Consider the following 13,939-nt stretch of genomic DNA (forward strand, 5'->3'; position numbering starts at 1 on the left):
CTAGTCCGGGCTAGTCGCGCCATGCGGACCTGCCGGGCTCTGCGCTGTGGCCGCCGGGGACCGCATCGCTGTGGACGCCACGTCGCGCCGAGACGAAACCCGGCTGGACCGGGACCACCCTCGGCACACGCGTTGGCGGCAGTCAGCGATTCCGTTTGCGCTGCTCAGCCGCCGAACCGACACCGAAACCCAGAGAATTCGCGACATTGGTCCTCAGAATCTTGTACAGCCGTCTAAGCTTGTCTCTCCGAGACCTGCCTTGGTGTCGAAATCCGGGCTGGGGACTGGCAGAGCGGCGCTGCGGCCAGCTCGCTGCCTGTTTTGAAAAATTCGGGGATGTCGTCGGGTAACTCCCGTTGAGCTGAGCTGAGACGAGGTTAGAGAGCGAATGGAAACACGTGTCACTCCCATTGCGGTCATCGGCATGGGATGTCGGCTTCCGGGGGGAATCGACTCGCCCGAGGAACTATGGGAGTCGTTACTGCGCGGCGACGACTTGGTCACCGAGATTCCGCCGGACCGCTGGGACGCCGACGACTATTACGACCCTGAGCCCGGAGTGCCTGGGCGGACGGTGTCGCGGTGGGGTGCGTTCCTCGACGACGTCGCCGGGTTCGATGCCGAGTTCTTCGGAATCAGCGAGCGGGAGGCGATCTCGATCGATCCGCAGCACCGGCTATTGCTGGAAACCTCGTGGGAGGCGATCGAGCATGCCGGCATGGACCCGGCGTCGTTGGCCGGGTCCTCGACAGCGGTGTTCACCGGGCTGACCCACGAGGACTACCTGGTAGTCACCCATGGGGCCAGCGGCTTGGCGAGCCCCTACGTGGTTACCGGGCTGAACAACAGCGTGGCATCTGGGCGGATTGCCTACGCGCTGGGCTTGCATGGTCCGGCGTTGACTTTTGACACTGCGTGTTCGTCGGGTTTGATGGCGGTGCATTTGGCCTGTCGGAGCTTGCACGACGGCGAAAGCGACCTCGCGTTGGCGGGCGGCTGCGCGGTGCTCCTGGAGCCGCATGCCAGCGTGGCGGCATCCGGTCAGGGCATGCTCTCGCCGACCGGCCGTTGCCATTCATTCGACGCCGACGCGGACGGGTTTGTGCGTTCCGAGGGGTGCGCGATGGTGTTGCTCAAGCGACTGCCGGATGCGTTGCGCGACGGCAACCGGATTCTCGCCGTGGTGCGCGGCACCGCCACCAATCAGGACGGTCGCACGGAGACGCTCACCATGCCGTCGGAGGACGCCCAGGTGGCCGTGTACCGCGCGGCGTTGGCGGCGGCGGGCGTGGAGGCCGAAACGGTCGGCGCGGTGGAGGCGCACGGCACCGGCACACCAATCGGTGACCCGATCGAGTACCGGGGCCTGGCGCGGGTGTACGGCGCCGGCACCCGTTGTGCGCTCGGATCGGCCAAGAGCAACATGGGCCACAGCACGGCCGCGGCGGGGGCGATCGGGCTGATCAAGGCCATTCTGTCCATGCAGCACGGGGTGCTGCCGCCGCTGCTGCACTTCAACCGGCTTCCCGATGAGCTTGCCGGGATCGAGACGGGACTCTTTGTGCCGCAGGCGGTTACGCCATGGCCCAATGGCGACGGCCACGCGCCGAAACGGGTCGCGGTGTCCTCGTTCGGGATGTCGGGAACCAACGTGCACGCCATCCTGGAACAAGCACCAGCGCAAGCACCAGCACAGGCACCAGTCCCCGCAGAAGCTTCCGCGCCGGCGGCCGAGGCGGGGGGCCCGCTACTGTTCCCCATCTCATCCAGCTCCACCGACGGGCTGCGACAAACCGCACGCCGGCTTGCCGAATGGGTGGAAGCACACCAGGACTCCGTAGTGCCGTCGGATGTGGCTTACACGCTGGCGCGGCGGCGCGCGCACCGGCCGGTGCGCACCGCGGTGGTGGCCAGCGGTCTGCCCGAGCTGGTCCAGGGTTTGCGGGAGGTGGCCGATGGCGAGCTCCCGTATGAGGCCGCGGTGGGGCACGGCGATCGCGGACCGGTGTGGGTATTTTCCGGGCAGGGGTCGCAGTGGGCGGCGATGGGCGTCGACCTGCTGTCCAGCGAACCGGTTTTTGCAGCCACCATCGCGGCGCTCGAGCCGGTCATCGCCGAAGAATCGGGTTTTTCGGTCACCGAGGCCATGACGGCGCCGGAGACGGTGACCGGGATCGATAAGGTGCAGCCGACCATCTTTGCGATGCAGACCGCGTTGGCCGCCACGATGGAGCAGTCCTACGGGGTCCGCCCGGGCGCGGTGGTCGGACACTCGCTGGGCGAAGCGGCTGCGGCCGTGGTCGCTGGAGCGCTGTCGCTGGAAGATGGGGCGCGCGTTATCTGCCGCCGCTCGAAGTTGATGTGCCGCATTTCCGGGGCCGGCGCGATGGCGTCGGTGGAATTGCCTGCCAAGCAAGTGAATTCGGAGCTGATGGCGCGCGGAATCGATGATGTCGCGGTATCGGTGGTGGCCTCGCCGCAGTCGACGGTGATCGGTGGCGCCACCGAAACGGTGCGCGATCTCGTCGCACGGTGGGAGCAGCGTGACGTGATGGCGCGGGAGGTGGCCGTCGATGTCGCATCGCATTCACCTCAAGTCGACCCGATCCTTGACGACTTGGCCGCAGCATTGGCCGATCTCAAACCGATGGCACCCAAGGTTCCGTACTACTCGGCGACGCTGTTCGACCCGCGCGAGCAACCGGTGTGCGATGGCCGGTACTGGGTGGACAATCTGCGGAACACGGTTCAATTCGCCGCCGCGGTGCAGGCTGCGCTGGAGGACGGCTACCGGGTCTTCGCCGAACTGTCACCTCACCCGTTGCTGACCCGCGCCGTCGACCAGACCGCCCATAGTCTCGACATGTCGGCGGCGGCCCTGGCGGGCATGCGGCGCGAGCAGCCGCTGCCCCTGGGGCTGCGCGGGTTGCTGACTGATCTGCACAGCGCTGGTGCCGCCGTGGACTTTTCGGTGTTGTATCCCACGGGCCGGCTGGTCGATACGCCGTTGCCGGCGTGGACCCACCCGCACTTGTTCATCGAAGGCGAAGGGCAGGAACAGCGGGCACAAGGCGCCTGCACCATTACCGTGCATCCGCTGCTGGGCTCCCATGTGCGGCTGACCGAGCAGCCGGAGCGCCATGTCTGGCAGGCTGACATCGGTACTGCGACGTTGTCCTGGCTTAGCGACCACCAGGTGCATAACGTCGCCGCCCTGCCCGGCGCCGCCTACTGTGAGATGGCGTTGGCCGCGGCGGGAGAGGTTTTCGGCGAAGCGTCGGAGGTCCGCGACATCGCCTTCGAGCAAATGCTTTTGCTCGACGAGCAGACCCCGGTCGACGCAATCGCGTCGGTGGATGCGCCAGGTGTCGTCAACTTCGCGGTGGCATCCAATCAGGACGGTGAGAGTACGCGGCACGCCACCGCGACGCTGCATGCGGTCGAGGACGAATCTCCGACGCCGGCGTACGACATGGCCGCCCTGCTGGCGGCGCATCCGTCCAGTGTGAACGGGGCCGAGATGCGGGAATCGTTCGCCAAGCGTGGCGTTCAGTTGGGTTCCGCGTTCAGTGGTCTGGCCACCGCGCACACTGCGGAGGCGGGAGCCGGCACCGTGTTGGCGGAGGTCGGGTTGCCCGCCTCGATCCGCTTCCAGCAGGGCGCCTACCGCGTCCACCCCGCGCTGCTGGATGCCTGTTTCCAGTCAGTCGGTGCTGGCGTCGAAGCCGCCGGCAGCGGTGGTCTGCTGTTGCCGTTGGGTGTGCGCAGCGTGCGTATCTATGGACCAACCCGCAATGCCCGCTATTGCTACACCCGGCTGACCAAGGCCGGGGTCACTGGGGGCGAGGCTGACCTCGACGTGTTGGACGAGCACGGGACCGTCCTGCTGGCCGTGCGTGGCCTGCACATGGGAACCGGCACGTCCGAAAGCGCCGAGCGCAACCGCGTGCTCAGCGAGCGGCTGCTGACCCTGGCGTGGCAGCAGCGGACCCTGCCCGAGGCCACCGCGGCCGAGGCGGGATCATGGCTGCTGATCGACACCTCCGACGACGCGGACATGTTGGCGTCCGCATTGACGGACGCGCTGAAATCCCATGGCCCCCAAGGCACCGAATGCGCCACCCTGCACTGGCCGAGGGAGGCCGATCTGACGGCCAGCATCGAAAAGCTCGGCGGTCAACTGCGGGCGCGTTCCGTCGACGGTGTGGTGGTCCTCTGTGGGCCACGCGGCGGCGAGCCGGACAACGACAGCCTGCTGGAGGGCCGCGAGCGGGTGCGTCATCTCGTTCGGATCACCCGGGAACTCGCCGAATTGGAGGGTGAGCTTCCTCGCCTGTTCGTCGTGACCAGGCAAGCCCAGATAGTTCGGTCGGACGACGAGGCGAACCTGGAACAGGCCGGGCTGCGTGGCTTGCTGCGGGTGATCAGCAGTGAGCATCCGCTGTTGCGGACCACCCAGATCGACGTGGACGAGAACACCGACGTCGAAAAGGTGGCCCAGCAACTGCTGGGAGGCTCCGATGAGGACGAGACCGCCTGGCGCGATGGTGACTGGTATGTGGCGCGCCTGTACCCCAGCCCGCTGAGCCATGACGAGCGGCAAACCACCATCGTCGACCATGAACGCGACGGTGTGCGGCTGCACGTCCGTACGCCCGGCGACCTGCAAACACTGGAACTCGCCGCGTGTGACCGCATCCCGCCCGGGCCCGGGCAGATCGAGGTGGCTGTCACCCACTCGAGCATCAACTTCGCCGACGTTCTTATCGCGTTCGGCAAGTTCCCCATCATCGACGACCGCGAGCCGCAGTTGGGCATGGATTTCGTGGGTGTGGTGACGGCAGTCGGGGAAGGGGTGGTCGACCACCAGGTCGGTGACCGGGTCGGCGGCTTTTCCGAAGGCGGCTGCTGGCGTAACTTCCTCACCTGCAACGCCAACCTGGCCGTCACGCTTCCGCCCGGCCTGGGCGACGAGCAGGCGATCGCGGCAGCCACCGCCAACGCCACCGCCTGGTACGGGCTGCACGACCTGGCCGGGATCAAGGCCGGTGACAAGGTGCTGATCCACTCCGCAACCGGTGGCGTGGGGCAGGCGGCCATTTCGATTGCGCGTGCTGCCGGCGCGGAGATCTTCGCGACCGCCGGCAATCCGCGCAAGCGCGCCATGCTGCACGACATGGGCATCGAGCACGTCTACGACTCCCGCAGCGTCGAGTTCGCCGATCAAATCCGGCGCGACACCGGCGGGTACGGGGTGGATATCGTGCTGAACTCCCTGACCGGCGCGGCCCAGCGCGCGGGGCTGGAGCTGCTGGCGTTCGGTGGGCGGTTCGTCGAAATCGGCAAAGCCGACGTGTACGGCAACACCCGGCTGGGTCTGTACCCGTTCCGTCGCGGCTTGACGTTCTACTATCTGGACCTGGCGCTGATGTCCGTCCTGCAGCCCGACCGGGTGCGCGAGTTGCTCACCACGGTGTTCAAACTCACCGCAGATGGTGTGCTGAGCGCACCGGAGTGCACGCACTACCCGTTGGCCGACGCGGCCAACGCCATCCGGGCAATGAGCAATGCCGAGCACACCGGCAAGCTGCTGCTCGACATGCCGCGCAGCGGGCGCAGCAGTGCTGTGGTGCCCCCGGAGCGGGTGCCGGTCTTCCGGCGCGACGGGGCCTACATCATCACCGGTGGCTTAGGGGGCCTCGGCCTTTTCTTCGCCTCAAAAATGGCTGCGGCGGGCTGCGGCCGGATCGTGCTGACCGCTCGCTCCCAGCCAAACCCCAAGGCGCGGCAGGCCATCGAGAGTCTCCGCGCGGCCGGTGCCGACATCGTGGTGGAGTGCGGCAATATCGCCGAACCTGAGACCGGTGACCGCCTGGTGAGTGTGGCAACCGCCACCGGGCTTCCGGTACGCGGCGTGCTGCATTCGGCCGCGGTGGTCGAGGACGCCACGCTGACCAACATCACCGATGAGCTGATCGACCGCGACTGGTCCCCCAAGGTTTTCGGATCTTGGAACCTGCACCGCGCCATGAGCGGGCAGCCGCTGGACTGGTTCTGTTTGTTCTCCTCGGGCGCGGCCCTGTTGGGCTCGCCCGGGCAGGGTGCCTACGCCGCGGCCAACAGCTGGGTCGACGCCTTCGCTCACTGGCGCCGTGCGCAAGGACTGCCGGTCTGCGCGATCGCGTGGGGTGCGTGGGCAGAGGTCGGCCGCGCCACGTTCCTGGCCGAGGGTGGCGAAGTCATGATCACCCCGGACGAAGGTGCGTACGCCTTCGAAACCTTGCTGCGCTATGACCGCGCATACACCGGATACATCCCCATCATCGGGGCACCATGGCTACCCGACCTCGTCCGGCGCAGCCCATGGGGTGAAATGTTCCAATCCGCTGGCCAAGGCTCAAGGGGCCCAAGCAAATTCCGAACCGAGCTGATGTCGGTGCCGCAAGATGAATGGCCCGCCCGGCTGCGGCGTCTGATAGTCGAGCAGGCTAGCGTGATCCTGCGTCGCACAGTCGACGCCGACCGTCCATTCCTCGAGTACGGGCTGGACTCGCTGGGCATGCTCGAGATGCGTACCCATATTGAAGCCGAGGCCGGGATACGCCTGTCTCCCAAGGTCATCGCGACACACAACACCGCGCGCGCCTTGGCCCAGCACCTGGCGGACACGCTGGCCCAGGAAGAAGCGGCGACACCGGCGGCATAGCGGCCGGAGCTTAGTCGGCCCGGGGGCGACTCGGTAGTCGTCCCCGGCGCCTCTTACCGGAACTGCCAAAAGCGTTGGCGGACAACATTACCGGCGGATGCCTCCATGGCGCTGATCGCAGGCGCGCGACGTCACCGCCGAGAAAAGCCGCTGTTGCGGCGACGGAGCATCAGCGGCTTCGAAGACGAGCCTGGGTCAGCCGCTGGTCCAGCGTCAATGACTTCGACGCCGCCTCAGGCTTTGGCTAAGCAATAGACGCGGTAAGAGAATCCCCAGCTTTTCAGGGGATGTGTGGTCTTGCCATCGACCGCGAAAAGCTTTGCGTATACACCCCTTAGGAGCCGCGGCGTATTGCGATCGTAGAGCGCCTTCAACGACGGCGACAATTTCTCGTATCCGCGCAGGATCTCATCATTGATCTCGGTCTGCGAAACAATTCGCATCGGCGGGTTGGCCAGCGCCGCCTCCCAGGCGGCAATGCCAAACGGGAGCCGGAAATCGGTGTACAGGAAATGTCCTCCCGGGCGCAGGACCCGCGCCACTTCGTCGAGGAAACGGGGGAAATCGGGGTAGTAGAGCGAGGATTCGATGTTGATCACGGCGTCGAACGATTCGTCGGCGAAGGGCAGGTTCTGGGCATCGCCCTGCACGAAATCGAGGCCGGGAACGTCGTGTTTCTTCTGGCAAAACGCAATGCCGGCCGGGTTCAGGTCCAATCCGGTGTACGACGCCGGGTGCAGGGTACGCGTGAGGTATGAGGCTCCGCCGCCGTGTCCGGCACCGACCTCCAGCACTCGTTTGCCAGTGAGATCCACCTGGGTCGCAACACGGTGGTAAAGCTGGATGGAGTACCGGTCGGGCTCGTCAGAGGGCTCCAGCGGTATCGTCATCGGTGGATCCTCTTCATAGCCCATGTTGAGGAACACCAGATCATCGGTGGCGACGCGTTTGGTGAAAGAGGGGTAAATATACTTCTGGGCCTTCTGATTCAGCTTCCAGCCGACCGGGAGAACCACGTCGTACACGCGGTCTTTGAATGCCATATGCGGAGTATGACATGACAGATTGCTGGTCTAGATCCAAATGGTCAGTCCGATCGCCGCCAGAGCGGTCCGCCACGCCTCCGCCGCCATGTCCGATATTGATACCGTTGATACCGTTGATACCGTTGATACCGTTGATACCGTTGATACCGCGGCCCTTCAGCTGTTCGGCGCCGCGGCGGCTGATCACCTCAGCCGCACGCGTCACGGGGCTTCGGGTTGTCTGCGCCGCGCGTTTGTGGGCGACAAACTCGTTGCGCCCGTGAGGGCGTCGCTGCGAGACGCGGGTTGCGTTCCGGCTCTATCCAGCGAGCCGGCCGGTCGGCCGGTCGGTTAGCCGATGACCGAGCATGTCGACGGCATTCGGCTAGGGCGCCCAGACCCGTCGACAATGCCCACGGCGCTATTCTCGACCGTACGATGCACCCGGATGCTCTATTCGGCACAGCGCAATTGGCGTCCGCGACCGAACGGATCACCCGCCGCGCCGGTCGCTCGCGTGCCCGACTCGTGCCGCGCATACGGCCTCGGCCATCCAATTCTGGTGGCTGACGGCTTAGTTGCGGATCAAGAATCCGTTAGGAGCAGATGTCCAGCCGAACTTGTTCTCTCTCGCCGCGTCATGCTTGTAATCGTTTGGGAATTCACGTTCGTAAGCCTCGATGGCCTCGTATGGGCCGGGTCCGAACCCCGGGAGGACGGGATGCCCATTGATATCGGAGTCTTCGACTACCAGGTAGTCGCCGGAGGAGAGTAGGGGCCGCAGCAGCTTCATCTCGGCCAGTACGTGATCCATGGAGTGGTCGCTGTCGAGGATGGCGAAGATATTTCCGCGGTACTCGCCTTTGAGTCGTTCGACGTGCTCGGCAACGGCTGGGACAGTGGATGAGGACTCAATGAACAGAATGTCGGGATCCCGCCGCGCCATTGGATCGAGGGCTTTGTGTGAGATGTCCACGGAAACCACTTTGAACGGTTGGCCGGTGTGTCTCATGACGTCCGCGAAGAACAGCGCCGAGCCGCCGTAGCGGCTGCCGAACTCGATGACCAGCGAGGGCTTCAAGTCGAACAGGATCTCCTGGTAATTCCACATATCGCTCACGGACTTCCAGCATTGGACGCCCAACCACGTAGTCTGATTCCACACCAAGTTGCTGTAGTACCACTTATGGTATTCTTCCGCCGCCGAGCCGGTCGGTCGGTAAATCAGTTGGGCTACAGCGCTCGTGAGTTTCCGCAAAACGTCCATCAGTCGCATGAATGCGCCTGCCACGTCCATCCTGTCATCTCCTCACTAGCCAATCCGTGGTTATTGAAGTATTGGCCATTTGGCCGGTCGCTGAACGGAACCGATGGTGTCGGCGCGGACTCAAGTATGGCCGTGGCGATCCTCAGGCCCGCTCCGGCTCATTACCAGGTCAGCGTGACCCGGGCCCACCGGCTCAACATGTTCTGAGGCGGCCACTGCACCGCAGGATCGTAACAGATGCCCGCATTCGCTGGTACGACGATTGGCGGCAAATTCGGGCTAATACGATTGGCGTTGGCCTTTTTCCACGTTAGCGAACACGCCCGTCCCGCAAATGAAAGTGAGCTTCGTTGTGATCATCAGGAAGCGACGGCGTGATGCAGCACGCTGGACGCCGTTATGACACGCCGAACTTTTTGGCACACCAGACAAGGTAGTGCCGTTTCCGGCGTCGCGCCGCGGCGGTGCAGTAGTGAACGCAGTCGGTGATGGAAAGGGATGCGGAATCCAAGAATGTTGCGACGCAAGGCATCCACTCGCCGTTAGAGCCGCAGTGGTCGAAGAACACCTCGTCCAGTCCGACGACGTAGGCCGGAGCGGTCCACTGACATGGCATGTCCCCCAATCGAATCCGCCTGCTGGAGCCACAGCAGTGTCAAGTGCCCGAGGGATCAGTAGCGAAGGTAGCCGCGGCGATCGTCTCCTCTTCATTCAGCCTGACACCATTGCCGCCGGCATCACCGCGCCCGCTGATCTCCTGTGCCCCACCGGAAAGGAATTGGTCGACACAATCCGTTGGACTGGCTCAATGAGGCAGATCAGGCGCCGAGCCGACGTGGTCGGCAAACCGGCTATCTTACAACGCTGGCTCTACCCGCATCATCCACAGGACGCCAGCCCCCAGGGTGGTTGACGAATCGATCTGCGGCGGTTAACTTCCGGCTATTCCATGACCCAGCCATATTCGGAGGGAACAGTGCGCAACATGGAACGTATCATCTCGAGCGACTTTTCGGGTTCGGCTAGGTGCCCATGATGCTCGACGATCAGTTGCCCGTCGTAGACGCCACACGAATACAGATCGAGAGGCACGCTGATGGAGCAATAGAACTGGCCCCGAATGTCTTTCAGCTCGAGACCCGGCGGTGTACGCATAGTTGGGAACGCGGTGGCGTCAGTGCAGAAGACAAGTGGCGGCAGCCCGGCAGGAGTTCCTTCGAATGCCGTGCCGAAGTGGAGCCCCGATTGCTGGATCACACCATTGGCCAAATCGGCGCGCAGGGTGGCAACGATATCGCTTGCGAGATCTACGATGTCGGTATCCGGGCCGATCTCTGCAAGGTAGGAGGCCGCCCCGAGCAGGTTCGTGCTTTCGGTCGGGGCCACCGGCGGCGCAAGTAGAAATCGTAAGTCGACGGGGTAGACGTAGGGAATCGGGACATGCGGGGTATTGCGCAGCCGCCACTCGGTCAGCAGGATAGCCGCCGCGACCACAGCGTTGATGCTGAGTCGATGCTCACGGCCGAACGCAACGAGGTCCGATGTCTCAAGCTTGGAGAGCAGGAGTCTGCTGACTGGAACAGCTTGGGGCGATCCAGGATCGGCGAGAACAGCCGCCTTGGTGGTGTCAGGGAGCTCATAGGCGAACATCACCGGCAAGAAACGCTCGGCTCCCGATAGCCCTTGCTTTTTGACGCCCCGCTGCGCCAGCAGGATCTCCATGGGCAGCGGCGCGGACTGCGGGATTATCGGACCGGGATCACCTGTAGTTACCGCGTCGGTGTACCGGGAGAACAGCTCATCGACGAGAGCGGCCCCATGGTGACCATCGGCCATGCTGTGATGGACATATAGGGTCAGCTCGGCCCCTCCCTCGCTGAGGGTCAGCCGCGAATCCATCAACGACACACTCTGGTCGAGCCGGATTTGCGAGTTACCCGACGACGCCCCGTTGATGCCGTCGACTACGTAGATCCCGGAGTGGAGCATGTCGTCGGCAACCAGATTCCAACCGCCATCAGCGCTTGGCTCGAGGTGACCCGCCAAGACCGGGTGGGCCTCGAGGAGGGCATCGAAAGCATCCGACAGCGCGTCGACGTCGACAGCGCCGCGCAGCTGGATTGTCATCGAAGTGAAAACTTCGTACTGCGCGAAGATTTCCTCACTGTGTGACAGCTTTCGAATCACGGATCCGGAAAACACCTCGAGACCCCCTACTGGTCATTGCATGCCGGGCGAGCGCACACTCGGTCAGTGCGTGCTGGCACGTCGATAGCCGATAGCCATGGGTACCGCGCATGCGACGCAAATACCTATGGTCCACAACAACATCCCGATCATCGGAGACAGGACCGGACCGCCCATCGCATATCCTCGCATCGCCGCGATGGCATAGCTCACTGGCTGATGGGCGACGACCGGCTGAATCCAGCTTGGATATGAGTTGAGCGGTACCAGACCGGTGGAGAAGAAAATCGCGATTGCTTGCACCAGCTCAACGCCTTCGACCACTACGGTCTGCGCAGTGTAGAGCGCGACGGTGGTGACGATAGCGGCGATTGCGATGCCAAGTATTACCGGGACACTCACCCACATGAGGCTCGCGATCATGCCCTGGCGAAACCGGAAACCCAAGACAACCCCCGTGCCCAGCATCACGAGAGTGGTGAACAGAGTCCGAATCGCGTTTGCCAGGATTCGAGCGATCAGGCCCGATGCCCGGTGCACCGGCACCACCCACAATCGGGAAAGCAAACCCATGGAGCGCTCGCGCATCAGGTCTATCGCGACAAATGTTGAGCCAGTGATCGCGGCACCGATCGAGATGAGCGGAACAATGCTGTAGAGCCCGCTGTCGTGGGTCACGGCGTAAGCCAGGTTGCCGAGCACGATGTTCAACACCACCATGAACAGAATCGGCAACACGATCGCTCCGACGACGGTGACATAGTCACGCGCCCACCGAATGAGCAACCGTTTGGTCTGCAAGAGAGTTTGCTCAATGAGCAGGCGAACAGAGTTCTCCGGGTCCTGCGAGCGCGCCGGCGCGAGCCCGACTTCCTCAGTTGTCACGGGCATCATCGCCGCCTGGACAAAACGACGATGGACATGGGCACCAAGAACAGTGTGAAACCGACGATCCACGCCAACGTTGGTGCCATGACAGGCCACGTCACCGGTAAGACTCTTTTGGTGGTATCCCCGGCGAGCGCCCGCATCGCCTCAACGAACTGCGAGATCGGTTGGTTGCGGACAAACGGGTGGATCCACCGAGGAAACAGCCTCAACGGCATGAGGCCGACCGACAGTAGTCCGAAGATCAAAATGGGCAAGGTCAGCAGGGGCAGCATGGCGTCGGGGTTCTTGGTAACTGTGCCAAGCAGGTCAGTGCCGAATGACAGCACCGCCCCGATCGCAAGCACCAAGAGGCAAAAGCCGACGATATAGAGGGCCCCGCGGTGAAACCGGAAGCCGATCACATAGCCGCAGACCAGCGATACCGCCAAACCGATGGAGCACCGGTACACCGAGACCGTCGCGCGGGCAAGCACCGGCGTCACCGGGGCGATCGGCATCGAGCTAAACCGTCTATTGACACCCAGCAGAGAGTCGGTTGCCGCCCGGAAGCCCGACCCGATGGCGGCGAACGAGATGGCCTGCAGTGTGACCAATGGCGTGATGTATTGCCCAAGGTTACTGGCGACGCCGGAGCTTGCACCCCCGACGAAGTGGTTCCACGGTATGGCGAAGGGTATGTAGAAGCCCACCATGAAAACCACGGGCGCGCCGGCGGTGGTGAATAACTCGCCGATGTTCGTGCGCAAGAACAAGCGGCTTATGAGCACCCTCCATTGCCGAAGCGTCGACTGGTTTAGCTTCCCCACGGTTGGGCTGAACCCCTCGAAGGCCGGTGCTGAGGCCGGAACTGCCGCGGGGACGCTCATCGCATGGCCGCAGACGCTAGATGACTCAGAGATTCGCTGGGATCTGTTGTCATGGACAGGAATACGTCATCGAGCGATGGCCGGCGCAGCGCGATGTCGGCCAGCTCGATGTTCGCCTCGTCGAGTCGGCGCGCGGCCTCGATCAGGGTGCGCGTGCCGCCGGGCGCCGGCATGGTAATCCGGTCTGATTCGGGTGTCAGAATGGCCCTGCTCTGCTCGGGCAACAGTGAACCGAGCGCCGCGACGATAGCGTCCAGGTCCTTGAGATCTCGCGGCACGATTTCGCAGAATGTGTCGCCGGCACAGTGCTTTAGCTCATTCGCGGTGCCCTCGGCGATGATCGTGCCGTGGTCGATCAAAATGATCCGGTCGCTGAGCGCATCCGCCTCCTCGAGATACTGCGTCGTCAACAAGGTGGCGACGCCGAGCTTCTTGAAGGTGGCCACCAGATCCCAAATGGCTTGCCGGCTTCTTGGGTCCAGCCCTGTGGTGGGCTCGTCGAGGAACGCCACTTGCGGCTGGACCACCAATCCGCACGCGATATCTATGCGCCGACGCATCCCGCCCGAATAGGTGCTCACCCGCCGCTTCGCGGCGTGCATGAGCCCGAACTGCTCGAGCAGTTCCTGCGACCTGCGATGTGCCGCAGACTTGCTCAGCCCGTACAGGCGACCGAACAACACCAGGTTCTGCTCACCGGTCAGCGCGTCGTCGACGGCCACCTGCTGTCCGGTGACCATGATCGAGCGGCGCACACCGGCCGGATCGGAAACGACGTCGTGGCCGGCGACCGTCGCCGAGCCGCCATCGGGCCGGGTCAGCGTCGACAAGATGTCCACCATGGTGGTCTTGCCGGCTCCGTTGGGACCGAGCAGCCCGATCACTTCGCCGCGGCCCACTTCGAAACTGATGTCATCGAGGGCCACTACCGAGCCGAACGCCTTGCGAATCCCGCGGACCACTACAGCCATGTCGTTGTTGCGCATTCCGATCCTCC

General features: G+C 64.0%; 7 protein-coding genes. 1 reads left to right on the forward strand and 6 read right to left on the reverse strand.

The genetic code is table 11. The annotated features are described in order from the left end of the window. Positions 1-388 precede the first annotated feature (388 nt). Positions 389-6,706, forward strand: a complete 6,318-nt coding sequence (gene pks2, locus AWC07_RS14240; protein WP_036411010.1) for a sulfolipid-1 biosynthesis phthioceranic/hydroxyphthioceranic acid synthase — start codon at positions 389-391, stop codon at positions 6,704-6,706. Between the two features lie 233 nt (positions 6,707-6,939). Here pks2 and mtf2 read toward each other — a convergent pair whose 3' ends face one another. The 6 genes from mtf2 to AWC07_RS14280 all read right to left on the reverse strand — a co-directional run bounded on the left by mtf2 (position 6,940) and on the right by AWC07_RS14280 (position 13,928). Further along, on the reverse strand, positions 6,940-7,749 hold the full coding sequence (gene mtf2, locus AWC07_RS14245; RefSeq protein ID WP_051507868.1) for a fatty-acid O-methyltransferase Mtf2: 810 nt from the start codon (positions 7,747-7,749) through the stop codon (positions 6,940-6,942). Positions 7,750-8,305: 556 nt separating this feature from the next. Further along, positions 8,306-9,028, reverse strand: a complete 723-nt coding sequence (locus tag AWC07_RS14255) for a rhamnosyl O-methyltransferase (protein ID WP_425271247.1) — start codon at positions 9,026-9,028, stop codon at positions 8,306-8,308. A 912-nt stretch (positions 9,029-9,940) separates the two neighbouring features. Continuing rightward, positions 9,941-11,200, reverse strand: a complete 1,260-nt coding sequence (locus AWC07_RS14265) for a phthiocerol/phthiodiolone dimycocerosyl transferase (RefSeq protein WP_036416241.1) — start codon at positions 11,198-11,200, stop codon at positions 9,941-9,943. Positions 11,201-11,248: 48 nt separating this feature from the next. Continuing rightward, positions 11,249-12,079 carry an ABC transporter permease gene (locus AWC07_RS14270; RefSeq protein WP_036416239.1) on the reverse strand — a complete coding sequence of 277 codons (831 nt, stop codon included), beginning with the start codon at positions 12,077-12,079 and terminating at the stop codon, positions 11,249-11,251. Beyond that, on the reverse strand, positions 12,076-12,942 hold the full coding sequence (locus tag AWC07_RS14275; RefSeq protein WP_036419924.1) for an ABC-2 transporter permease: 867 nt from the start codon (positions 12,940-12,942) through the stop codon (positions 12,076-12,078). Before AWC07_RS14275 ends, AWC07_RS14270 begins: the two co-directional genes overlap by 4 nt. Next, positions 12,939-13,928 (reverse strand): ATP-binding cassette domain-containing protein, encoded by a 990-nt coding sequence (locus AWC07_RS14280; protein WP_085105111.1) that lies wholly within the window; start codon positions 13,926-13,928, stop codon positions 12,939-12,941. The genes AWC07_RS14275 and AWC07_RS14280 overlap by 4 nt, the downstream gene beginning before the upstream one ends. Between the last annotated feature and the right edge of the window lie 11 nt (positions 13,929-13,939).

The organism is Mycobacterium gastri (assembly GCF_002102175.1).
In the GTDB taxonomy this organism is placed as follows: Bacteria; Actinomycetota; Actinomycetes; order Mycobacteriales; family Mycobacteriaceae; genus Mycobacterium; species Mycobacterium gastri.